This window comes from Mycobacterium colombiense, from assembly GCF_001953985.1.
GTDB classification, from domain to species: domain Bacteria; phylum Actinomycetota; class Actinomycetes; order Mycobacteriales; family Mycobacteriaceae; genus Mycobacterium; species Mycobacterium colombiense_B.
This window is the reverse complement of sequence record NZ_MBEI01000044.1, coordinates 1-23389: the sequence shown is the minus strand read 5'-3', so window position 1 is coordinate 23389 and position 23389 is coordinate 1. Positions and strand designations below refer to the sequence as shown.

Annotated in this window: 20 protein-coding genes and 1 pseudogene; 8 read left to right on the top strand and 13 right to left on the bottom strand. The window is 68.4% G+C overall.

What is annotated here, in order from left to right:
* Positions 1-44 precede the first annotated feature (44 nt).
* Positions 45-1742 carry an acyl-CoA dehydrogenase gene (locus A5732_RS09590; RefSeq protein ID WP_076102064.1) on the bottom strand — a complete coding sequence of 566 codons (1698 nt, stop codon included), beginning with the start codon at positions 1740-1742 and terminating at the stop codon, positions 45-47.
* 124 nt (positions 1743-1866) lie between these two features.
* On the opposite strand from A5732_RS09590, the gene A5732_RS09585 reads away from it, so the two are divergent.
* Together A5732_RS09585 and A5732_RS09580 are read left to right on the top strand one after the other, a co-directional pair.
* A complete protein-coding gene (locus A5732_RS09585) occupies positions 1867-2847 on the top strand; it encodes a phosphotriesterase-related protein (RefSeq protein ID WP_076052225.1) in 981 nt (326 codons plus the stop codon).
* On the top strand, positions 2840-4312 hold the full coding sequence (locus tag A5732_RS09580; RefSeq protein ID WP_076102063.1) for an AMP-binding protein: 1473 nt from the start codon (positions 2840-2842) through the stop codon (positions 4310-4312). Before A5732_RS09585 ends, A5732_RS09580 begins: the two co-directional genes overlap by 8 nt.
* A 50-nt stretch (positions 4313-4362) precedes the next feature.
* Here the strand turns inward: A5732_RS09580 and A5732_RS09575 are convergent, their stop codons facing one another.
* Together A5732_RS09575 and A5732_RS09570 are read right to left on the bottom strand one after the other, a co-directional pair.
* Complete coding sequence (locus tag A5732_RS09575) at positions 4363-5706, bottom strand: lipase family protein (RefSeq protein WP_076102062.1); 1344 nt, start codon at positions 5704-5706, stop codon at positions 4363-4365.
* 157 nt (positions 5707-5863) lie between these two features.
* Positions 5864-7036, bottom strand: coding sequence for an acyltransferase family protein (locus A5732_RS09570; RefSeq protein ID WP_076102061.1), 1173 nt, complete (start codon positions 7034-7036; stop codon positions 5864-5866).
* A gap of 180 nt (positions 7037-7216) precedes the next feature.
* On the opposite strand from A5732_RS09570, the gene A5732_RS09565 reads away from it, so the two are divergent.
* Together A5732_RS09565 and A5732_RS09560 are read left to right on the top strand one after the other, a co-directional pair.
* Positions 7217-8503 carry a DUF3068 domain-containing protein gene (locus tag A5732_RS09565; protein WP_170879998.1) on the top strand — a complete coding sequence of 429 codons (1287 nt, stop codon included), beginning with the start codon at positions 7217-7219 and terminating at the stop codon, positions 8501-8503.
* A 21-nt stretch (positions 8504-8524) separates the two neighbouring features.
* Positions 8525-10243, top strand: coding sequence for a hypothetical protein (locus A5732_RS09560; protein ID WP_076102060.1), 1719 nt, complete (start codon positions 8525-8527; stop codon positions 10241-10243).
* On the opposite strand, the gene A5732_RS09555 is transcribed toward A5732_RS09560, so the two are convergent.
* Genes A5732_RS09555 through A5732_RS09545 form a run of 3 tightly spaced genes read right to left on the bottom strand, consistent with a single transcriptional unit; the run spans position 10223 to position 13307 of the window.
* Complete coding sequence (locus A5732_RS09555) at positions 10223-11389, bottom strand: glycosyltransferase family 4 protein (protein ID WP_076102059.1); 1167 nt, start codon at positions 11387-11389, stop codon at positions 10223-10225. The two genes, A5732_RS09560 and A5732_RS09555, sit on opposite strands and share 21 nt — an antisense overlap.
* Positions 11390-11436: 47 nt before the next feature.
* A complete protein-coding gene (locus A5732_RS09550; RefSeq protein WP_064953724.1) occupies positions 11437-12048 on the bottom strand; it encodes a DedA family protein in 612 nt (203 codons plus the stop codon).
* Positions 12049-12077: 29 nt separating this feature from the next.
* Positions 12078-13307 carry a TerC family protein gene (locus A5732_RS09545; protein ID WP_076102058.1) on the bottom strand — a complete coding sequence of 410 codons (1230 nt, stop codon included), beginning with the start codon at positions 13305-13307 and terminating at the stop codon, positions 12078-12080.
* 101 nt (positions 13308-13408) lie between these two features.
* Between A5732_RS09545 and A5732_RS09540 the strand changes: the two genes are divergently transcribed.
* Together A5732_RS09540 and A5732_RS09535 are read left to right on the top strand one after the other, a co-directional pair.
* A complete protein-coding gene (locus A5732_RS09540; protein WP_142256586.1) occupies positions 13409-14182 on the top strand; it encodes a class I SAM-dependent methyltransferase in 774 nt (257 codons plus the stop codon).
* 45 nt (positions 14183-14227) lie between these two features.
* Positions 14228-15697 carry an aldehyde dehydrogenase gene (locus A5732_RS09535; protein WP_076102056.1) on the top strand — a complete coding sequence of 490 codons (1470 nt, stop codon included), beginning with the start codon at positions 14228-14230 and terminating at the stop codon, positions 15695-15697.
* A 12-nt stretch (positions 15698-15709) separates the two neighbouring features.
* On the opposite strand, the gene A5732_RS09530 is transcribed toward A5732_RS09535, so the two are convergent.
* A complete protein-coding gene (locus A5732_RS09530) occupies positions 15710-16531 on the bottom strand; it encodes a crotonase/enoyl-CoA hydratase family protein (protein ID WP_076056100.1) in 822 nt (273 codons plus the stop codon).
* A gap of 359 nt (positions 16532-16890) precedes the next feature.
* Here A5732_RS09530 and A5732_RS09525 point away from each other — a divergent pair, with 359 nt between their 5' ends.
* Positions 16891-17544, top strand: a complete 654-nt coding sequence (locus A5732_RS09525) for a TetR/AcrR family transcriptional regulator (protein WP_231127425.1) — start codon at positions 16891-16893, stop codon at positions 17542-17544.
* A 5-nt stretch (positions 17545-17549) separates the two neighbouring features.
* Here A5732_RS09525 and A5732_RS09520 read toward each other — a convergent pair whose 3' ends face one another.
* The 3 genes from A5732_RS09520 to A5732_RS09510 all read right to left on the bottom strand — a co-directional run bounded on the left by A5732_RS09520 (position 17550) and on the right by A5732_RS09510 (position 20137).
* Positions 17550-17846 carry a hypothetical protein gene (locus A5732_RS09520; protein WP_064877673.1) on the bottom strand — a complete coding sequence of 99 codons (297 nt, stop codon included), beginning with the start codon at positions 17844-17846 and terminating at the stop codon, positions 17550-17552.
* 20 nt (positions 17847-17866) lie between these two features.
* Positions 17867-19384: a class I adenylate-forming enzyme family protein gene (locus tag A5732_RS09515; protein WP_076102055.1), complete on the bottom strand. Its 1518-nt coding sequence runs from the start codon at positions 19382-19384 to the stop codon at positions 17867-17869.
* 210 nt (positions 19385-19594) lie between these two features.
* Positions 19595-20137 carry a methyltransferase family protein gene (locus A5732_RS09510; RefSeq protein ID WP_065056964.1) on the bottom strand — a complete coding sequence of 181 codons (543 nt, stop codon included), beginning with the start codon at positions 20135-20137 and terminating at the stop codon, positions 19595-19597.
* A gap of 99 nt (positions 20138-20236) precedes the next feature.
* On the opposite strand from A5732_RS09510, the gene A5732_RS09505 reads away from it, so the two are divergent.
* Positions 20237-20827, top strand: a complete 591-nt coding sequence (locus tag A5732_RS09505; RefSeq protein WP_076102054.1) for a TetR family transcriptional regulator — start codon at positions 20237-20239, stop codon at positions 20825-20827.
* Here the strand turns inward: A5732_RS09505 and A5732_RS09500 are convergent.
* The 3 genes and pseudogenes from A5732_RS09500 to A5732_RS09490 all read right to left on the bottom strand — a co-directional run.
* On the bottom strand, positions 20824-21618 hold the full coding sequence (locus A5732_RS09500) for a crotonase/enoyl-CoA hydratase family protein (protein ID WP_371915834.1): 795 nt from the start codon (positions 21616-21618) through the stop codon (positions 20824-20826). The two genes, A5732_RS09505 and A5732_RS09500, sit on opposite strands and share 4 nt — an antisense overlap.
* Positions 21619-21736: 118 nt before the next feature.
* Positions 21737-23146, bottom strand: coding sequence for a WS/DGAT/MGAT family O-acyltransferase (locus A5732_RS09495; protein ID WP_076102053.1), 1410 nt, complete (start codon positions 23144-23146; stop codon positions 21737-21739).
* 44 nt (positions 23147-23190) lie between these two features.
* A pseudogene (locus tag A5732_RS09490) lies at positions 23191-23389 on the bottom strand (alpha/beta hydrolase); the annotation flags it as partial.

Here is a 23389-nt window from a genome sequence, read left to right as displayed (position 1 = left end):
GTAAGTGCGTTTGGTGACGGTCGTGGGCAGCGCCAGCCTTACGCTCAGGGGCGCATCTGATAGGCCCCGCTGAGCGGCAGCACGTGGTCCTTCCAGATCTGGTCGTAGCGCGCGGGATCGTGGGCGGGGCGGCGAATCATCCGCAGCGCGAAGCGGGCCTGTTCGTCCGTCGTCGCCGGCTTGTCGGACAGCTCCACGGCGTAGGCGTTGAAGTCGCGGACCAGCACGGCGAAGATCTCGTCGATCAATCCCTCATCGACGCCCGAGAGCCCGGCCTCCTCCAGGATCAGCTGGGCGTAGGGCACCGTCGCGAACAGCTGGCCGACCCCGAATGCGAAGTCGATGTCCTTCTGCTGCACCGCATCCGGGGTCGCGCTGGCCAACATCTCGGTGAGCACGTCGATCTGTGAGCGCAGCAGCGCGACGTTGGGCAGGTGCCCGAAGCTGTCGAACGGCGCGCGCCAGTCGTGGAAGCGCACCTTGCCCAGGCCACCGGTCGGCCCCTGCGTGAACAGGAAGGTGTCGTCGGCGGCGTCGTCGCGGCGGCCGATCAACGGCAGCGCGCTGTTGGGGGCGAACAGGTAGTTGGGCATGAACTTGCCGAGCAGCCCGACGTTGATGTGGACGGTGCCCTCCAGCCTTGGCAGCAGGCCGATTTCGCGGGTCATCGCCTCGAAGATGGTGTCCTTCTCCACGCCCTTGGCGGCGATGACGTCCCACAGCGCGGTGATGACGCGTTCGCCTTCGCTGGTGATCTTCGCCTTGGTGAGCGGGCTGTACAGCAGGTAGCGGCGGTCTTCGGCCGACGCGCTGCGCATGTAGTCGCACGCCCGGGTGGCGACCAGCCGCATCGCGACCAGCCGCGCGTAGGCGTCGGTGAGGAGGCGCCGCACGTGGGTGAAGTCGGTGACGACGGTCCCGTACAGGATGCGGTTGGACGCGTGGGTGACCGCCTCGTACATCGCGTGGGTACACATGCCGACCGCGCCCCAGCCGAGGTTGTACTTGCACACGTTGACGGTGTTGAGCGCGGCGTGGAAGGCCTCGGGACCGCGGTGCAGGATGTCGGCCTCGGTCACCGGGTAGTCGCGCAGCGCGTAGTTGGCGACGAAGTTCTGCGAGTTCACCACGTTCTTGATCAGCTCGTAGCGCTCGTGCTGGGAGTCGGCGGCGAAGAACACGTACTCGTCGGTGCCGTCGAACTTGCCGAAGGTGGAGACCATCCGCGCCACGTTGGCGTTGCCGATGTAGTACTTCTCCCCGTTGGCGACCCAACCCGCCTCCGAGGGCGTCAGGATCATGTCGGTCTGGTAGACGTCGGCGCCGTGCGTCTGCTCCGACAGGCCGAAGGCGAACACCTCACCGGCCTCGAGCAGCGCGGCGGCCTTGCGCTTGGCGTCCTCGTTGGCGCTCATCCAGATCGGTCCCAGGCCCAAGGCTGTGACCTGGAAGGGATACCAGTAGTTCAGCCCGTAGAAGCCGACGATCTCGGCGAACGCACTGATCCGGTAGGTGTCCCAGCGGCAATCGTCCGCTCCGTAGGCGCTCGGGGTCAGCAACGAGGCGAAGATGCGCTCGCGGCCGATGTGGTCCAAAAACTCCGAATACCACACCCGTTCGTGGTCGTCGGCCTTCAGCCGGGCCTTGCCCCGAGATTCGAAGAAGTCGACCGTCGCGGCCATGATCTCCCCCGAGCGGCGGTCTGGGTACCGGCGTTGCAGGTGGTTGGGATTGAGCAACATGACGTGACTCCCAGCGGGTTCTCGACGAAGACGAGGGTGACGGTACTGCAATAAGGCGGCCGTCGGGATACCTGGAACAAAACGGCTCTGTTGGTCACGTGCCCGTCGCCCTAGCATCAGTGGCGTGTCAGAACTCAATACCGCTCGCGGGTCCATCGATACCGCCGCACTGGGCGTGACCCTCATGCATGAGCACGTGTTCATCATGACGACCGAGATCGCCGAGAACTATCCCGAAGCGTGGGGTGACGAAGACCGGCGAGTCGCCGACGCCGTCAAGCGGCTCAATGAACTGAAGGCCCGCGGCGTGGACACCATCGTCGACCTCACCGTGATCGGCCTGGGCCGCTACATCCCGCGGATCGCCCGGGTCGCGGCCGAGACCGAGCTGAATATCGTTGTGGCGACCGGGCTTTACACCTACAACGACGTGCCGATGTACTTCCACTACCTCGGCCCGGGCGGCGAGCTCGGCGGCCCGGAGATCATGACCGACATGTTCGTTCGCGACATCGAGCAGGGCATCGCCGACACCGGCATCAAGGCCGGGATCCTCAAGTGCGCCACCGACACACCCGGTGTCACCCCCGGCGTCGAGCGGGTGCTGCGCGCGGTGGCCCAGGCGCACAAGCGCACCGGCGTGCCGATCTCCACGCACACCCACGCCGGGCTACGGCGCGGTCTCGAACAGCAGAAGATTTTCGAGGAAGAGGGCGTCGACCTGAGCCGGGTGATCATCGGGCATTCCGGCGACAGCACCGACATCGGCTACCTCGAGGAGCTCATCGCCGCGGGCTCCTACCTCGGGATGGACCGCTTCGGCATCGACGCGTTCCTGCCCTTCGAGGACCGGGTGAACACCGTGGCGCAGATGTGCGAGCGCGGGCACGCCGACAAGATGGTGCTCTCGCACGACGCCAACTGTTACTTCGATGCGCTGCCCGACGAGCTGGTGTCGCAGGTGATGCCGAACTGGCACTACCTGCACATCCACAACGACGTGATCCCGGCGCTCAAGGAGCGCGGCGTCACCGACGAACAGTTGCACACCATGCTGGTGGACAACCCGCGGCGCATCTTCGAGCGGCAGGGCGCGTATGAGTGAGCCGATCCCGCCGATCGGCACGCAGATTTCGGCGCTGGCCGAACTCGCCCCCGACGAGCCGGCGGTCACCTGCGACGGCATTACCCTCACCCGCGCCCAGCTCGACCGCTCCACGAACCGGCTCGCCCGCGCCTACGCCGAGCGCGGCGTGGGCGTCGGCGACTACGTGACGATGGTGCTGCCCAACTCGGTCGAGTGGATCCAGGCCGCGGTGGCGTGCTGGAAGTTGGGCGCGGTGCCCCAGCCGTTGTCCGCGCGGTTGCCCGACACCGAGCTGCAGGGCTTGGTGGACCTGCGGCCACCCGCCCTGCTGGTCGGCCGCGAGCATCGCCAGATACGAAGCGTGCCAATGGGTTTCACGCCCGACCCAGGGCTGTCGGATGGCGCGCTGCCGGAGGCGGTGTCGCCGGTGTGGAAGGCGATGGGTTCGGGCGGCAGCACCGGCCGGCCCAAGCTGATCGAAGCCGGCGGCGACAGCCGGATACCGTCGGCGATCGGCTATCCGCTGGGCGCCCAGGAGGGCGACACCACCCTGGTGCCGGTGCCGCTGTCGCACAACACCGGCTTCACCACCGCGACCATCGCGCTGCTGATGCGCCATCACCTGGTGCTGATGAGCCGGTTCGACCCCGGGCGGTTCCTACGGCTGATCGCCGACCATCGCGTGACGTTCCTGACGACGGTGCCGACGATCATGCAGCGGACGCTGCCGGTCTACCAGGCCGACCCGGGCGCCTATGACCTCTCGTCCATTCGGCGGTTCTGGCATCTGGGGGCGCCCTGCCCGCCCGCCATCAAGCAGGCGTGGATCGACCTGCTGGGCGCCGAGAAAGTCTGGGAGCTCTACGGCGGCACCGAATTACAGGCGCTGACGTTCATCTCCGGGGACCAGTGGTTGGCGCATCGCGGGTCGGTCGGTGTGGTGGTCGTCGGAGAGATGAAGGTGCTCGACAACGACGGCAACCCCTGCCCGCCCGGCGTGGTCGGCGAGATCTACATGCGGCCCGGCCCGGACAGCGCGCCCACCTACCGCTACGTCGGCGCCACGGCGAAGAGCCGCGACGGCTGGGACTCGCTGGGCGATCTGGGTTATTTCGACGCCGACGGGTTCCTGTACCTCTCGGACCGGCGGGTCGACATGTTCACCGTCGGCGGCCGCAACGTCTACCCCGCCGAGGTCGAGAACGCGCTCTCGGCGCATCCGGATGTGTTGTCCTGTCTGGTGGTCGGCGTCCCCCACGAGGATCTCGGTCAGGTGCCGTACGCCCTGGTGCACGCCGCCGACGGTTCGGTGCTGGATTCCGTTGGCGTGCAAGCGTTTCTGCGCGACCATGTGGCGGGGTACAAGGTGCCGCACACCGTCGAGTTCGTCGACACCCCGCTGCGCGACGACGCCGGCAAGGCCCGCCGCTCGGCGGTCCGCGAACAGATCCTGGAGCGCCTGGCCACCGCGGAAGCCGGCTGACCCGCGGGCGGATCGGTGGCCCCGCGCACGCGGGATAACCCGGCGAACCGCTACGCCGCGTCGGATTTGGAGAGCGGACGGGACCGCACCGGCCGTCCCAAGATCACCTTGGCGGTGATCGCGCCGAGCTTCAGCATGCCGAGGTAGGTGGACGGGTTGAACAGGGTCGGCCACACCGTACGGCTCTTGTGTTCGTCGAGCGGCCGTCCGGCGAACCGGTCGCGTAGCCATCTCAGGGCCATCGGCGAGGAGAGCGGGTGAAGCAGCAGGTGACCACAGAATCGATCGCGGTGATAGGTGACCGCCACCCCGGCGGCGACATACGTCGCGACGAGCTGATCGATGTCGTCGATGCTGATGATTGTGTCGTGCACGGCCTGGATCACCAGCAGGGGCAGTGCGGGTGGGGTCTTGCCGAGCTTGGTTTCGTCGAAGATGTGGCGCACCTCCGGCAGGTCCCACAGTTCGTCGGTGGAGATGTCGACGTAGGAGCCGATGTCTGCGTTGCGCAGCCGCCGAACCGCGCCCGCGGTGGTCAGCTTCCGCAACTCGTTCAGCACCGCCCTGCCCTCTTCGGTGGCGTGCTCGATGACGACCCGCTGTGCTTCCGGGAACACCTCGGTCAGTGCCGCGATCATCAGCGCGGCCAGTCCGGCGAAAAACGACCCGTTGAGGCGGCGCGCCACGCTTTCCGGGTCGGCGACCGGTGAGCCGAGCACCGCGCCGACGATGTTGAGTTCTGGCGCATAGCGGGCGGCCGCCTCGGCCGCCCACGCGGAGGCGAAACCACCGCCCGAATAACCCCACAGCCCCACCGGGGCCGACGTTGACAAGCCCAGCCGTTCGCAATTCAGGGCAGCCCGGACACCGTCGAGAATGCGGTACCCCGGCTCGCGGGGTGCACCCCACATGCCGTGACAGCCCTCGTGGTCGGGTACCGAGACCGCCCAGCCTTCCGCCAATGCCGCCGCCATCAGCAGGAATTCCGGCTGCGTGAACGCGCCGATCGCCCCGGCGCCGCGGCGCAGCGCGTACGACGGGAAGCATTGCGACGCCACCGCGTCGATAGCGCACTGATACGACAGCACCGGACACATCGCGTGCGGATCGCGCTGTTCCGGCAGCAAGACGGTGGTCACGGCGACCTCCGGGTCGCCGTGCAGGTTCGTGCTGCGGTAGAGGAGCTGGGTGGCCGCAAAGCTTTGCGGCAGCACACCCAGGAAGCCCAACTCGACGGTGCGCGAGCGCAGCACGGTGCCACATTCAGCCTGTTCATACCCCGGCGGCGGTTGGTAGAAGGGATCGTCATCCGGCGAGAGCGGACGCTCACCAGGACGTAACTCCTCGTGTGGCGTGTCCGCCATCGACCGTGCCGCGATCATGTCGTTGTCCATCGTTGAACGCCTCTCCAGGACCGAAGCGACTTCGTTGCCTTTGCCGCTGCCGGCACCCGGTGACTCGCCGCTCTATCACACTCGTGGTTACCCAAAAATGAGGTTTCGAGACCTTAGGTACCGCATCGGAGAGGAATTCAGGGCGGTCCGGGCAGGTTCAGGGCGCGATCGCGTCAGCCTCGGCGTCGAGGGCCTGAGCCGCTTCGCCCGGTCTCTCGCGTTTCTCCCAGCGCCGCAACGCTTCTCGGCACGGCGACTCGACCAGCGCGTAACTGACCGCGGCGATCGCGAACCCGAAGATCAACGTCAACACCAACACCGTGGGCATGCGGCCGGTGAATGGAAACGTGCCGAGCACCGGGAACACCATGGCCAGCGCCGCCAGGTGCCACACGAACAGCCCGTAGGACCAGCGCCCCAGGGTCACCATCGCGGTGGTCCCCAAGATGCGGTGCGGCGTATCAACCCGGTCCAGCACCAGCGGGGCCACCAGCGCGAAGGCCACCAGCGAGCCCATCGCGGTCTTCACCGCGAACTGGGCCGGGGTGCCAGGCACCAGGCCTTCGGGACCGGCCAGCGGCGACGCCGCGATCAGGTAGGCGACCACCGCGACGGCGGCCATCACCAATCGCCGGCGAGCGATGCGCGCCGGCAACCCGATACCGCTGTGCACCCACTCCGCCAGCAGCATGCCGGCGGCGAACCAGGAGAAGAACGCCGGCGGCCAGTTCAGCGGGTTGATGCCGGACTCACCTCCTAGCGGCACCCAACCCCACGCCCAGCTGAGAACCCCCAGGGCCGCGATCGCGGGCACCCGCGCCCGCACCGGCAGGCGGCGCGCCAGCAGCGCGAGGATCGGCAGCGCCAGGTAGAAGCTGACCTCGACGGACAGGCTCCACATCTGGGTCAGCCCGCCGGTCAACGTCAGCGGCACGTAGATCTGGGTGAGCGTCAGGTTGGCCAGCCACACCGTCAGGCTGGCGTGGTCGGCGTCGGGCAACAAGGTCAGGATCACGACGACGGCAACCACATAGGCGGGCATGATGCGGACCACCCGCGACCGCAGGTAGTGGCCGGTGCGCGGGCGGGGCCCCAGATCCCTTGCGGCCCCGGCATGTCCGCGCCACAGCAGAAAACCCGACAGCGCGAAGAACACCGCCACGGCGAGATCGAAGCGGCCGAACAACCTGCCGGTGGCGCCGCTGGAGTGCCCGGTCTGGAACGCGACGTGCGTGACCACCACGCCCATGGCCGCGCAGGCACGCATGCCTTCCACGGCCGGCAGGAAGCTGCGGACCCCGCCCACCCGCTGGTCATCGGTCACCACCACAGTCTGCCTGTGCTGCGCTGCCCGGCGAACGGGCACACCCGGTGGGCCGTCCGTGCGAGCGACAGGTTCGTAAGTCGCTGCCTTACTTTGTGCTGTTAGGGTCAAACGAGTTTGCCCCGGGCTGCTTGCTCGGGTCGGGTCGCGGCTGATGAAGCAAGGAATTGAGGAGGGCACAGCGACGTGAACCGAGCAGTCATGTTGCGGTTCGCCGCATGCGGGATCATCGGACTCGGAGCTGCCCTGCTTATCGCCGCGCTGCTTTTGACGACGTACACCACCAGCAGGATCACCAAGGTCCCCCTGGACATCGACGCCACGCTGATCAGTGACGGCACCGGGACCGCACTCGACTCCGCGTCGTTGTCGACCGACCACGTCGTCGTCAACCAGAACGTGCCGCTGGTCTCCCAGCAGCAGATCAGCGTCGAGTCGCCCGCCAACGCCGACGTGGTCACGCTTCAGGTCGGAAGTTCGGTGCGGCGCACCGACAAGCAGAAGGACAGCGGGCTGCTGCTGGCGATCGTGGACACCGTCACGCTCAACCGCAAGACCGCGCTCGCCGTCTCCGACGACACCCACGCCGGCGGCTCGGTCCAGAAGCCGCGCGCGGTCAACGACGAGAACCCGCCCACCGCGATGCCGCTGCGGCACGACGGGCTGTCCTACCGGTTCCCGTTCCACACCGAGAAGAAGACCTATCCCTACTTCGATCCGATCGCGCAGAAGGCGTTCGACGTCAACTACGACACCCAGGAAGACGTCAACGGGCTCACCACGTACAAGTTCACCCAGAACGTCGGCTTCAACGCCGACGGCAAGCTGGTGGCGCCGGTGGCCTACCAGTCGCTGCTGGCCGGCAACGAGGACGCCAAGCAGACCACGTCGGCGTCGATGTGGGGCATCCAGGGCGGCGACCCGAACGAGCAGATCACCATGACCCGCTACTACGCGGCGCAGCGCACATTCTGGGTGGACCCGGTGTCGGGCACCATCGTCAAACAGACCGAGCACGCCGACCACTACTTCGCCCGTGACCCGCTCAAGCCGGAGCTCACGCTGGCCGACTACAAGGTCACCTCGAACGAAGACACCGTCGAATCCCAGATCAACGCGGCCCGCGACGAGCGCGACCGGCTGGCGCTGTGGTCGCGCGTGCTGCCGATCACGTTCACCGCGGTCGGCCTGATCGCGCTGATCGGTGGTGGGCTGCTCGCCTCGTTCAGCCTGCGCAGCGAGAGCGCGCTGACCGACCCCGGCCTGGACCGGGGCGACCAGGACTTCTTCGGCCGCAGCGGTCTCGAGGAACCGGTGCCCGGCGCCGAAGCCGAGACCGAGAAGCTGCCCACCCAGCGTCCCGAGGCCCGTGAGGAGGCCGGCCCGCCCGGCTCCGACCAGCCCGGCCCGGACGAGCCCACCGAGGCGGGGCCGGCCGAACCCCATCCGCCCGGCCAGCACGACCGCGAATAGCCCGGCCCGGATGCGTTAACCGTGCGCTGGACCCGACCCGGGTACGCACTGGTCTTGGCGCTGCTGGTGGTCGGGCCGCTCCTGGCGCCCGGATATCTGCTGTTGCGTGACGCGGTGTCGACGCCGCGGTCCTACCTGTCCGACACCGCGCTGGGGCTGACGTCGGCGCCGCGCGCCACCCCCCAGGATTTCGCGGTGGCGCTGGCCTCCAATCTGGTCGACGGCGGCGTGGTGGTGAAGACCCTCCTGGTACTCGGGTTGTGGCTGGCGGGATGGGGCGCGGCCCGGCTGGTCGCCGTGGTGCTGCCGTGCGCGGGCGCGCCCGGCGAGTTCGTCGCCACGACCATGGCGATCTGGAATCCCTATGTCGCAGAACGGCTTTTGCAGGGTCATTGGAGCCTGCTGGTCGGCTATGGCTGCCTGCCCTGGGTGGCCGCGGCGATGTTGACGCTGCGGGCGACGGCGGCGAGCCGGTTCGCGTTTTTCGGGCTGGCCTTCTGGATCGCGCTGGCCGGACTGACCCCGACCGGGCTGCTGCTGGCGGCGACGGTGGCGCTGGTCTGCGTGGCGGTGCCGGGCACCGGCGCCGCGCGCGGGTGGTGCGCCGCGGCCGCGTCGGGCGCCGCGCTGGTGGCGGCGCTGCCGTGGCTGACGGCGTCGGCGATGGGTTCGTCGCTGACCGCCCACACGGCGGCCAACCGGCTGGGGGTCGAGGCGTTCGCGCCCCGCGCCGAGCCCGGGCTGGGTACGCTGGCCAGCCTGGCCGGCCTCGGCGGAATCTGGAACGGCGACGCCGTACCCGGTTCGCGCACCACGCTTTTCGCGGTGTGCTCGGCCGTGGTGCTGATCGGGGTGGTGGCGGTGGGCCTGCCGACGGTCGTCCGGCGCCCGGGGGCGGTGCCGCTGCTGGTGCTGGCGGCGGTGTCGGTGTTGGTCCCGGCGGCGCTGGCGACCGGCCCGGGTTTGCAGCTGCTGAGCGCGGTGGTCGACACCGTGCCCGGCTTCGGGGTGTTGCGCGACGGGCAGAAGTGGGTGGCGCTGGCGATGCCGGGCTACGCGCTGGCGGGGGCCGGTGCGGCGGTGACGCTGCGCCGGTCGCTGCGACTTTCGGGGACCGCGGTCCCGGCGCTGGTCTGCTGCCTGGCGCTGCTGCTGGCGCTGCCCGACCTGGCCTGGGGCGTGTTCGGCAAGGTGACCCCGGTGCGCTATCCGCGTGGCTGGACCGCCGTCGCCGCGGCGATCAACGCCCAGCCGGCAGCGGTTGCGGTGTTGCCCGCCGGCACCATGCGGCTGTTCTCCTGGTCGGGCCCCGCACCGGTGCTGGACCCGCTGCCCCGCTGGGTGCGCGCCGACGTGCTGAGCACCGGTGACCTGGTGATCTCGGGGACCACCATCGGCGGCGAGGGCGCGCACGCCCGCGCGGTGCAGCAGCTCCTGCTGTCCGGGCCCGATCCGTCCGCGCTGGCCGCGGCCGGGGTGGGCTGGCTGGTGGTCGAATCCGACAGCGCCGGCGACATGGGGGCGGCCGCGCGCACCCTGGGCGCGCTGGCCCCGGTCTATCTGGACCACGAGATCGCGCTGTACCGGATCGGCGGGCAGACCGCCGGGGTGGCGGCCTGGCGGCGGACGGCGACGACGGTCGCGCACCTGGCGTGGCTGGCGATGCTGATCGGCGGCGGCGCCGGCGCGGCGATCGGCGCGTGGCGGCGCCGTGCCCGCTCAGCCCCGCCCGGTCACTAGCCCGCTGACCGTGCGGCCGGCCCGCACCGCTTCCAGCACGCCGCACATCGCGTCGGCGCTTTGCGTCCAGGAGAATTCCCCGCTGCGGGTGTGTGCCTTGGCGCCGAGTTGTTCGCGCAGCACCGGATCGGCGAGCAGTTCCTCGAGCCGATCCACCAGCTCGGCGTGGCTGTCCACCAAAATCCCCGTCACCTCGTCGACGATCGAGTCCGACAGGCCACCCGAGGACCGGTAGCCGATGGTCGGCACCCCGTGCTGGGCGGCCTCGACGACGGCCAGGCCCCAGCCCTCCTTGCGCGACGGCAGCAGGTGCACCCAGGCCCCTTGCAGGACATGGTGTTTGGTCACGTCGTCGACGTGACCGTGAAACGTCACCGCCGAACCGATGCCGAGCCGCTGCACGTGCTCGACGCGGCGCTCGCGCCACCAGCCGTCGCCGACGATGTCGAGATGCAGACCCGGTGTCCGCGGCAGCAGCCGCGCGACCGCCTCCAGGGCGTCCTCGATCTGCTTGTGCGGTACCAGCCGCGACAGCACCACCACCCGCGGCGCGGCCGACCGCGGGCCGGTCAGCGACTGCGCCGGCGCCTGGTCGAGGCCGTTGCGCACCACCGCGATCTGTGCGCCGTCGACGCCCAGGGTGACCAGGTCGCGCGCGGACGGCAGCGACACCGTGACGTACTGGTTGTGCCGGTTCGCCCTTGGCGACAGCGTCGACTCGACGAACCAGCCGAGCCGCCCGAGCACCGGCCCGGCCACCGGCCACTGCTCGCGGTGGCAGTGGTGCACCAGCACCACTACCCGGCGGCCGTAGACCAACCGGGCCAGGAAGGGCAGGCCGTTTTGGGTGTCGATGACGACGTCGGGCCGTACTTTTCGCAGCGGCCCGACCCCGAGCCGGGCCGCGGCCATCGCCAGCAGCGCGAAGATGTACACCGTGTAACGGTCCCCGGCCCGGGTGATCCGCACGCCGTCGACCACCTCGCGGCGCGCCGCGCCGGGATAGCGGGCGGTGCGCAGCGTGACGGCGATCCCCGATGCGGCCAGCTGCGCGCCGATGCGCTGCAAATAGGCTTCGCTGCCGCCGCCCTGCGGGTGCCCGGTATCGCGCCAGCACAGCAGCAGGACCGAACGCAGGGAAGACATTGGTCGTCAGCCTAATGGGAATCGGTCACTGCGCCGTGGCGAGGCCGCTAGCGGCGCAACTGTGTCTGCCGGCGGGACCGTCGGCGAACCCACCGAATCAATTCGATGATTCCGGCAAACGCCAGCGCCGCCCCGAACGACACCGCGAACGCCGCGATCGTGTTATCGGCGAAGGTGTGGCCGCCGATATAGCCGATCATCGTGTTCAGCGTCGCCCACACGAGGGCGCCGATCGCGTCGAACACCACGAACTGCCGGTAGGGAAAGTCGAGCACGCCGCAAGCGATGGTGGTGGCGGTGCGGCCCCCGGGGAGGAACCGCGCCACGATCACCAGCGGACCACCGTGGCGGTCCAATCCCCGGTGCGCCCACTCAAGGCTGCGCTTCCCCTTCTCGCCGCGCGTGATCCAGCGGCGGGCCCAATCGTCGGCCGAGTGACCGATCGCGTACGCGAGGTTGTCGCCGAGGAATGCACCGATGGCCGCCATCACGATCACCCAGCCCAGCAGCATCGAGCCGTTGGCCGCGAGGATGCCCCCGGTGACCAGCGCCGTCTCGCTCGGCAACAGGGGCAGGATGGCGTCGAATGTGCAGGAGGCCAGGATCAGCGGATACGCCCACCATGAGTGGCCGAGCGCGTCAAGCAGGGAGTCGAACACTACAGCGCAACATTACACAGCGGCCGTGGTCAGGAGGTCAGCCCCAACCTGGTGAACGGCTCGGCCTCGCCGCGGTCCACGGCTTCGTCATGCTTGGCCGCCGCGCGGTCCAACAGGTCGATCAGGGCCGGCTCGTCGCGGACCGGCTGACGGTACTTCGGTCCGAGAGCGAGTATCTGATCGCGTTCGTCCAGCAGCTTGCGGAAGATGCGCTCGCGCTCGGCCGGGTCGTGAGTGTATTCGGAGTCGAGGTAGGCCGTCGCGTGCCGCCGGGCGCCGGCGATCGCCGTCTGGGCTTTGCCGACGGGGCTGAGCAGCGAGGCGACCACGGTGACGAGCAGGACACCGACGATCACCCCCAGCGACAGGTAGGTGCCGATCTCGACCAGGGTCACCGGCTCGCCGTCGTTGATGAACGGGACGTTGTTCTCGTGCAGGGCGTGCAAGATCAGCTTGATGCCGATGAAACCGAGGATCGCCGCGAGCCCATACGAGAGGTAGACGAGTCGGTCCAGCAGGCCCTCGATGAGGAAGTAAAGCTGCCGAAGTCCCAGCAGCGAGAACGCCGTCGCGGTGAAGACGATGTAGACGCTCTGGGTGAGGCCGAAGATCGCCGGGATCGAGTCGAGCGCGAAAAACATGTCCGTGCCCCCGATGGCGACCATCACCAACAGCATCGGCGTCATCGCGCGCCGGCCGTCCACCATCGTGAACAACTTGTCGCCGTCATAGTGCTCGGAGGTATGCAGCACCTTCTTCGCCATCCGGATGATGACGTTGTCGGCCCTGTGCGACTCCTCGCCGTCGTTGGGCCGCAGGATGCTACCGGCGGCAATCAATAGGACCAACCCGAACAGGTAGAAGACCCAGGCGAAAGTATTGATCAGCGCGGCACCGAGAAAGATGAAGCCGGTGCGAGCGATCAGGGAAAAAACGATCCCGAACAGCAGCACCTTCTGCTGATCCTCGCGCGGAACCCGGAAGCTCGCCATGATCATCAAGAAGACGAAAAGGTTGTCGACCGACAACGCCTTTTCGGTGACGTATCCAGCGAAATATTCCGGTCCTTGCTCTTGGCCACCCCACACGAGCAGGCCCACCCCGAAAAGCAGCGCGACGCCGACGTACGCGGCCGACCAGACCGCGGCCTCCCGCAGCGTCGGGACGTGCGCCCTGCGGACGTGAAAGAAGAAATCGAAGGACAACAGGCCGACGATGCCCAGGACGGTCAGGGCCCACACCCAATTGGGAACATCCATCTGCTGCTTGAGCCACCTTCGTCGGAGCCGTCGTCTGTGCTTCCGTACCCTCTTTGCCGCCACAGTATGTGTGCCACCGGCCGTAGGGTTGGCCGGTGGCCGTGACCCCGCATCCCACGCGAGTTTTCGCGCGTCGGGCGACCCTGGCCCGCTCGGTGCGGCTGCTGTCGCAGTTTCGCTACGAGCAGTCCGATCCGGCCCGCTTCTACGGCGCCCTGGCCGCCGACACCGCGGCCATGGTGGGCGACCTGTGGCGGGCGGCCCACGGCGAGCCGCTTTCCGGCCGCACGCTTCTCGACGTCGGCGGAGGGCCGGGTTACTTCGCGGCGGCCTTCACCGATGCCGGCGTCGGCTACGTCGGGGTCGAACCCGACCCCAGCGAGATGCACGCCGCCGGGCCCACCGTTGCCAGCGGAGCCGGCACCTTCGTGCGCGCGTCGGGAATGGCGCTGCCGTTCGCCGACGACTCCGTGGACATCTGCCTGTCGTCCAACGTCGCCGAGCACGTGCCGCGACCCTGGCAGCTCGGCGCCGAGATGCTGCGGGTGACCAAGCCGGGCGGGCTGGCCGTGCTGTCCTACACCGTCTGGCTGGGGCCGTTCGGCGGCCACGAGATGGGCCTGACCCACTACCTCGGCGGCGCCCCCGCCGCCCCCCGCTACACCCGCAAGCACGGCCATCCGCCCAAAAACCACTACGGGTCGTCGTTGTTCGAGGTGTCGGCGGCAGCGGGCCTGAACTGGGCCGAGAACACCGGGGCGCTGGTGGCCGCATTTCCCCGCTACCACCCGCGATGGGCGTGGTGGCTGACCGGCGTGCCGATGCTGCGCGAGTTCCTGGTGAGCAATCTGGTGCTGGTCCTGCAACCCCAATAGTGAAACGTGTTCTCGTTTTGCCCTGGCTTGGGTAGGGTGGCGCGCATGGGCGACATCAAGACCGAATACGACAAACTTTTCATCGGCGGCAAGTGGACGGAGCCGTCGACCTCTGAGGTGATCGAGGTGCGCTGTCCGGCCACCGGCGAGTACTTCGGGAAGGCCCCGCTGGCCGCGGCAGCGGACGTCGACGCCGCGGTCGCCGCGGCGCTGACCGCGTTCGACAACGGCCCCTGGCCCACGACGCCGCCGAAGGAGCGCGCGGCCGTGATCGCCAATGCGGCCAAGCTGATGGAGGAGCGCAAGGAACTGCTGAGCGCGCTGCTCGCCGGGGAGACCGGCCAGCCGCCGACCACCATCGAGACGATGCACTGGATGGGCTCGATGGGCGCGATGAACTTCTTCGCCGGCCCGGCCGTCGACCAGGTCAAGTGGCGCGAGATCCGCAACGGCTCCTACGGCCAGACCATCGTGCACCGCGAGCCGATCGGTGTGGTGGGCGCGATCGTCGCCTGGAACGTGCCGCTGTTCCTGGCGGTCAACAAGCTGGGCCCGGCGCTGCTGGCCGGTTGCACCGTGGTGCTCAAGCCCGCCGCCGAAACCCCCTTGACCACAAACGCTTTGGCGGACATCTTCGCCGAGGCCGGCCTGCCCGAGGGCGTGCTGTCGGTGGTGCCCGGTGGTATCGAGACCGGCCAGGCGCTGACCTCCAACCCGGACGTCGACCTGTTCACGTTCACCGGCAGCTCCGGTGTGGGCAAGGAGATCGGCCGGCGCGCCGCGGAAATGCTCAAGCCGTGCACGCTGGAGCTCGGCGGTAAGTCGGCGGCCATCCTCCTCGAGGACGTCGACCTGGCCTCGGCGATCCCGATGCTGGTGTTCTCCGGGATCATGAACACCGGGCAGGCCTGCGTGGGCCAGACCCGCATCCTGGCGCCCCGCTCCCGTTACGATGAAATCGTCAACGCCGTAAGCGAATTCGTGCAGGCCCTGCCGGTCGGACTGCCGTCGGACCCGGCCGCCCAGATCGGCTCGCTGATCTCGGAGAAGCAGCGCGCCCGCGTCGAGGGCTACATCGCCAAGGGCATCGAGGAAGGCGCCCGACTGGTGTGCGGCGGCGGTCGCCCCGAGGGCCTGGACAACGGATTCTTCGTCCAGCCCACGGTTTTCGCCGACGTCGACAACAAGATGACGATCGCCCAGGAGGAGATCTTCGGGCCGGTGCTGAGCATCATCCCGTTCGACACCGAAGAGGACGCGATCAAGATCGCCAACGACTCGGCCTACGGGTTGGCCGGCAGCGTGTGGACCACCGACATCCCCAAGGGCATCGAGATCTCGGAGAAGATCCGCACCGGCACTTACGCCATCAACTGGTACGCCTTCGACCCGTGCTGCCCGTTCGGCGGCTACAAGAATTCCGGCATCGGCCGCGAGAACGGGCCGGAGGGCGTCGAGCACTTCACGCAGCAGAAGAGCGTGCTGATGCCGATGGGCTACACCGTCGACGCTTGATCCAGATGCCGGCTAGCGCCCGACAAAGCGGGCCGGCCGGCGTTCGACGAACGACTGCACGCCCTCTGCGGCGTCCTGGCTGGCGAAGAGTTCGGTGACGGCGGGGCGCAGCCGCTCGACGGCGGCCGCGTCCCCGCGCTCGACCGCCAGGTGGGCCGAGGCCAGCGTCGCCCGCACGCCCAGCGGCGCGGCGCGATCGGCGATGGTGTGCGCGATGTCGCGAGCCCGGGCCAGACCCGCCGCGGCGTCGTCGGCCACCTCCTGGACCAGCCCGATGCGGTGCGCTTCGGCCGCGTCGAACTCGTCGCCGGTGAGCAGCCAGCGCATGGCGTTGCCCCAACCGGCGGCCCTGGGCAGGCGGATCGTCGCACCACCGAACGGATAGATCCCGCGCTGCACCTCCAGCTGCGTGAACCGGGTACCGGTCGCGGCGATGCGGATGTCGGCGGCCAGCAGCAATTCGATGCCCAGCGTCATGCACCAGCCGTGCGCGACGGCGACCAACGGTGTGGTCCAGGCGCCGTCGAGGCGCCAGGGATCTCTGCCGTCGTCCGGGAAGGACAGCCCCCCGCCGGCGAGGCCGGGGCCGACGTCGACGAGGTCCAGACCGGCGGTGAAGTGGTCGCCCTGCGCGAACAGCACGCCGGCCCGCACCGAGCGATCGGACTCCAGCACGCCGTAGGCGCGGGACAGGTCGGCGAGCATCGCCCGGTCGAACGCGTTGCGCTTGTGGGGCCGGTTCAGGCCGATGAGCAGGACATGGCCGTCGCGCTGCAGCGACACGGTGTCCAGATCCGGCAGGGCGGGCGGCGAGGGCTCGGGGTTGTTGACCATCCGCCCAGTGAAGCGAAGTCGTAGAGATTATGCAATAAAGCATAATTTCGTTCTATTTTCACGGCCGCAAGTGCGGACCGCCGCCGCCTCTGCGTCCGATTTATGCGGCGTACGTCACATTCCGCCTGAGAAATTGCTTAATTTACGGATGTCTTATATGGTTCATAGCATAATCAATGGCCGTACATAGGCCGGGAGAACATCATGTGGATCATCGAGCTCAACGTCGCCGGCTATCAATTCACCCGCGAGATGCCAGACTTGCGGCGCCGCACCTTCCGCTTCAGCCCACGCCATATGCACTGGCCGGCGTTACGGCACTCGCACGCTGCATGACCTCGGCCATCGGAAGTACGCACATGCCGATCATCGGTGAGCCAGCGCCGGAGCAAGCCCCGGCGAAGCGCGGGGGGACCCGGACCAAGATGCTGGCCAGCGCCGCCGAGGTGATGCGCGAACGCGGGGCGGCGGGCGTCACCATCGACGCGGTGCTCGCCCGCAGCGGCGCCCCACGCGGCTCGGTGTACTACCACTTTCCCGACGGACGCAACCAGATCCTGACCGAGGCGCTGCGCTACTCCGGCGACTCCATCACCGCCATGATCGACGACGCCGCCGGGCGGGGCGCCCGAGTGTTGTTGCAGGAGTTCGTCGGATTCTGGGAGCGGCTGCTCACCGACGGCGGATTCACCGCCGGCTGTCCGGTCGTAGCCGCGGCGATCGGCTGTTCGGACGACGACGGCCCGAAGCTGTCCGCCGAGGCCGGCGCCATCCTGGGCCGTTGGTGCACCGCGCTCACCCGCGCTTTCGTCAACGACGGCTTCGACCACGCCGACGCCGCTTCGCTGGCCGTGATGTCGATCGCCGCGCTGGAGGGCGCCATCGTGCTCTCCCGCTCCACCCGCAACGCGGGCCCGCTACACCAGGTGGGCGAACAGCTCGAATTCCTGATCAAGGCAAAGGAATTCGTGGCCCGGAACAAGATCCCGGGAAAGCAGGGCGCCGCGCGGTGACCCGGTCAGTCGCTGGCCGGTAGCGGCTTGACCTCTTTGAGCTGCAGGGCGGTCTGCCCGATGCTCAGACTGCCCGCGCCCGGCTTGGTCACCAGCACCTCGGCACCGGCGTCGTCGACGTAGCGCTTGCCCATGACCGTGCCGTCGGCGAAAGCCGGGTCCAGTTCGCCCGACCGCTCGCCGCCGACCGGCACCATCGGCGCACCGCCACACCGCAGGTCGTCGAGGCTGTCGGCACTCCTGACGACGATCACCTGCGTGTCACAGACCTGGCTGGCGAGACGAGTTCCGTTCTTGACCATTGATTTCCGTCCTTGATCGCTTACTTCTGGGCCGGTGCGGCGCGCAATCCCGCGAGGGTCTGGATGATCTCCCGCCGCAAGACCTTGCCGGTAGCGGTGGTGGGCAGCTCGTCGCGAAACACTACCTCGTCGGGGGTGCGCGAACCGCGCAAACTCTGGCGGACGAATTCCCGCAATTCTTCGGGGTCGGGGTCCACGCCCGCCGCCGGCACCACGACCGCGACGATCGCCTGGCCCCACTGCGGGTCCTCGACACCGACCACGGCGACGTCACGCACGTGGGGGTGCTCGACCAGGACCTCCTCCAGCTCGGCGGGCGCGATGTTCTCGCCGCCGCGGATGATGGTGTCGTCGCTGCGCCCGCCGATGAACAGGTAGCCCTCGTCGTCGAGCATGGCGACGTCCTTGGTGGGGAACCAGCCGTTTTCGTCGAGCACCGAACCGATCCCGGTATAGCGGCCCGACACCTGCTCGCCCCGCACGAACAGCTCGCCGGTCTCACCCGGCGGCAGCACGTTGCCGGCCTCGTCGCGGATCTGCAGCTCGATGCCCGCCACCGCCTGGCCGACCGAGCCCAGCCGGCGGGCGACGTCGGTGGTCGCCGCCGCCTGCGCCGCGCGATGGTCGTCGGGCGTCAGCACCGCGATCGTCGAGCTGGTCTCGGTCAGGCCGTAGGCGTTGACGAAGCCCACGTTGGGCAGCAGCTCGAGCGCGCGGCGGACCAGCGGCAGCCCCACCTTCGAGCCGCCGTAGGCCAGGTTGCGCAGCGACGGCAGCTCGATGGCCGCCCCGCCGCCGTTCTCCAGCACGGTGATGATGCGATCCAGCATGGTCGGCACCACCGTCGCGGTGGTGACGTTCTCGGTGTTGATCAGCCGAACCCATTCCTGCGCATCGAAATTCGGCAGGTACACCATCTTGCGGCCGGCGTACAGATTCGACAGCGCGGCGCTGACCCCGGCGATGTGATACGGCGGCACGCAGATCAGGGCGGCGTCGGTGTCGGAGGCCGCCCCGAATTCGACGGTCCCGGTGACGTAACTGGTCAGGTTGTTGTGCGAGAGTTCGACGGCCTTGGGCTGCGAGGTCGTGCCCGAGGTGAACAGCACGATCGCGACGGAGTCCGGGTCGGGGAATTCCGCGGCCGGCTCGGCGGTGCGCGCGGCCGCCAGAAAGTCGTCGGAGACCATCACCCGGTCCGACACGTCCCCGACCGCGTCGCGGTAGCGGCTGTCGACGATCACCAGCGGTTCGGGCAGCCGCTCGATCAGTGCCTGGATGCCGTCGGCGGAAAGTCGGTAATTGATCGGCGTGAAGGCGACCCCGGCGCGCGCCGCGGCGAAGATCAGCACCGGCAGCATCGCGCCGCCGGTGCCCACGTACGCGACGTGCTTGGCGTTCGACCCGGCGATCACGCCCGCGCCGCCGTCGGCAAGATCGCTGAGCTGTTGCGTTGTCAGCCGCAGGTCTCCAGACACCACCGCGGTGCGCTCGGCGTCGCCCGACGCGGCCATCTCCAGCAGCAACGAAATGCTCATCCTCGCTCTTTCTGGATTCCCGGCCCTTTACAAATCTCGTCTGCAGTGTAACTGAGCCTGGTTGTCCCCTGATGCCGAGCTTGCCGCGCGACAGGTGCCCTGGTCACGGCGGGTCCGTCGGAGCTGATGACATGGCCGTTCGAGCCCTCGTCGGCAGGGCTGGGACGAGAAACCCGAATTTCAATCAGTGCTGGGCGCTCCGCCACCGGTTCAGCAACGAGCGGGCGGATCCCAGGCCGAAATGCGCGGGATCCAGCGTGGCACGTTGGCCCGATAGTCGACGTATTCACCGCCATAGCGCTCGGTGAGATGGGGCTCCTCCCAGAACCGAATGGCGATCGCCTGGAACGTGAAAAAGATTGCGAACCAGAGCAATAGCGAGCCCGACGCGGTGACGGCCGCCTCGCCGAGCAGTATGCACAGCACGCCGGTGATCATCGGGTTCCGCACGTGCCGGTAGGGGCCTCGCACGACCAGATGGACCGGCTCGCCCATCACATTGCCCAGACCGAGCGTCCCCTCGCCCACTCGGTCGAACAGCACGTTCGTCCAGATCATCAGGGCCACGCCGGCGGCGATCAGCAAGGAGCCGACCGTGATCAGCCCGGCCGTCAGCGCGGCATCCAGGTGCGGCGCGCGCATGCCCGCCGGGAAGACGATCAGGGCCGGCACCACGAGCGTCACCGTCACCGGGAACAGTAGGACAGACATCAGGTGTCGCCACCAAAGGCGTCGTCGCGTGCTCGTCACCATGGAAGACCTCCTCCGTCAGATACTTCAACCTCGGTTCAACAACCAAAGTTACGCCGCATGACAACATTTGCCAACGCTTGTTGAAGTATTCTGTCGGGCATGGCGGAACCGCGTCGTCCCGGCCGGTGGCGCACCGGCCAGCAGAACAGGCAGCGCATCATCGACGCGGCGCGCGAACGCTTCATGCGCGACGGATACGAGCGGGCCACCGTCCGCGCGATCGCGGCCGACGCCGGTGTGGACGTCGCGATGGTCTACTACTTTTTCGGCAATAAGGAAGGCCTGTTCACCGCCTCCACGCTGACCGGTCCCGAGCACCCGTTGCACCAGCTGGCCACGCTGCTCGACGAGGGGACCCAACGGATCGGCGAAAGGCTGGTGCGGCGCTTCCTCGAGCACTGGGAGGAAGGCGCCGTCTTCGAGCCGTTCCTGACGCTGTGGCGTTCGGCGGCGATCCACCCCGAGGCGCGAAAGGTGTTGCACGACAGCCTCGCCGGCCCAATCGCCAAGCGGGTCGCGGCGGAATTCGGGGTGACCGATGCCGAGCTACGGGTCGAGCTGGTGGCCAGCCACCTGGCCGGGCTCGCTTTCGCGCGCTACCAGCTGAGGATCGAGCCGCTCGCGTCGACCACTGTCGAGGACCTGGTCGGCTGGCTGGGGCCGACCGTGCAGCGCTACCTCGCGGGTTAGGTGCCCGTCCACTTGGGTGGGCGCTTCTCCGCGAAGGCGATCGCGCCTTCCTTGGCGTCGTTAGACGAGAACACCGGAGTCAGCAGCTTGTTCTGCTCGGCGAACATCTCCTCGGGGCTCCAGCCGCGGGACTCCACGATGATCCGCTTGGTGGCGGCCACCGCGAGCGGCCCGTTCGCCGCGATCTTCTCGGCCAGCTCGATCGCGGCGTCCAAAGCGCCGCCCGGGTCGGCCAGCACGTTGACCATGCCCAGCGCGTGCGCCCGCTCGGCGCTCAGGTTCTCACCGGTCAGCGCCAGTTCCATTGCGATCGCGGACGGGATGCGCTGCGGTAGCCGCAGCAGCCCGCCGCCGCCGGCGACCAGGCCACGCTTGACCTCCGGAATGCCGAACGCCGAGTCCTTCGAGGCCACGATCAGGTCAGTGGCCAGCGCCAGCTCGGTGCCGCCGGCCAGCGCGTAGCCCTCCACCGCGGCGATCAGCGGCTTGACCGGCGGACGCTCGGTGAAGCCCATGCCCCGGCCCTCGACGATGGGCAGCTCGCCGCGGGCGAAGGCCTTCAGATCCATGCCCGCGCAGAACGAGCCGCCCGCCCCGGTGAGGATGCCCACCGAGAGGCCGGTCTCGTTGTCGAGCCGATCAACGGCGGCGGCCAGGCCGTTGGCCACCGCGGAGTTGACCGCGTTCTTGGCCTTCGGCCGGTTGATCGTGATGATGAGGATTCGATCCCGTTGTTCGACCAGAACTTCGGGTTCGTTGGCGTCGTCGTTCCCAGTGCTCACGTGCCGCACAGCTCCTTCGGTAGGGGTGGCTGCTATCGGACCGATGGTAACCGTCGGCGGAAATGGCGTTAACGTCCCCCGAGATCCCGCTTACCGCCGAAGGCGATTGGTTACCGAGCGGGGCCGATCACGCCGGAGCCATCGCGGTCTCGATGACCGTCAGCGTCTCGGAAAGCCCTGCGGCCCTGCGGATTTCGATGAAGTCGGCTACCATGGCGTCGGAAACCTCGTGCGGGTCCTCGAGCGTCGACCCGTCGGAGAGCACCGAGATGTTGAGCTGATCGACATAACTCCACACGGTGATGTTCAGGCCGCTGCCGGCGGTCAACGGGCCCACCGAATAGATCTCGGTGACCAGCGCGCCGCCCACCCGGCCGCGTTCCCGGGGGCCGGGCACATTCGAGATGTTGAGGTTGAGGATCTTGTTATGCCCGTCGCGCCCGGACGCCCACCGGAAGAAGGCCTGCGTGGGCGCGGGTGGCATGTAGGCCGCCCACCGGCTGACCAGCTCCGGCCCCATCAGCTGGTTGCTTTCCTTGGCAGCGATGGCGTTCTCGTGGCTGCACCGCACCCGCTCCAGCGGATCGTCGGAATCGGTCGGCAGGCCCACCAGCACACCGGTGAAGCGATTGCCGGAGATCCGTTCGGGCGAGAAGTCGAAGCTCATCGGCACCGACGCCAGCAGCGGCACCGCCTTGCCGTCGTACCGCAACAGCAGGGTGCGCAGCGCGCCGGACGCCATGGCCAGCACCATGTCGTTGATCGTCGCCCCGAGCCGCTTGCCGGTCTCCTTGACGTCGGCCAGCGCCAGCGTGGCGGTGGCGAATCGCCGTTCCGCGGTGATCTTGTGGTTCATGAAGGTCGGCGGCGGTTCGAAGGGCCGCGTCAGTTCCGGGGAGAATTTGCGCGCGCTGCGGCGCACCCGGCCCAGCCCCTGGGCGGTGTAGCGGATGGTGTGCGGCAGGCTCCCGACATGGCGCAGGTGGTCGGCCAACGCCGACGCCATCAGCTGCCGCGTGGTGGGAGCCGGGTCGCACATATACGGCTTGCCCTCCGGACCCGGCTGCAGGTCCATGCCGCGCGCCAGCAGGTTCGCCGAGGCGACACCGTCGGCCAGGGCGTGGTGAATTTTGCCGACGACCGCAATCCGGTTGTTGGCCAACCCATCTACGAAGTACATCTCCCACAGCGGGCGGCTGCGGTCAAGCGGCGTGCTGGCGATTTTCCCGATGGCCTCGTCCAGTTCGCGGCGGCCGCCCGGCGGCGACACCCGCCACGGGCGGATGTGATAGTCGAGATCGAGTTCGCAGTTTTCCCGCCACATCGGGTGATGGAAGCTGAATGGCACCTCGACGAGCTGGTAGCAGAACGGATCGAGCTTGTTCAGCCGCCCGGCGATGACTTCGCGAAACGTGTTGACGTCCAGCGATCGGCGGTCGGCGTCGAGTTCGATGACGGCCGCTTTGATGGTGTGCATGTGCACGTTCGGCGCTTCGCTGTACAGCAGTACAGAGTCCCACCCGCTAAGCCTCTTCACCGCTGCCCCTTACCCATAGAGGGACCATACTCAGCGGTGGCGGTTCAGATAACCTCTTTTGCCCCGACGCGTGTCTTGGTGCGGTAGATCTGGTTGAGGAACAGCGAGGCGACGTGCGCGGCGGCGCCGGCGCGCACGCCGTCGATGAGGTCATATCCGTGGCCGGCCCCGGGGAATTCGAGGTAGCCGACCATCGAATGCGACACCGCCCGCAGCCGCTCGACGGGGATGACGGTGTACATG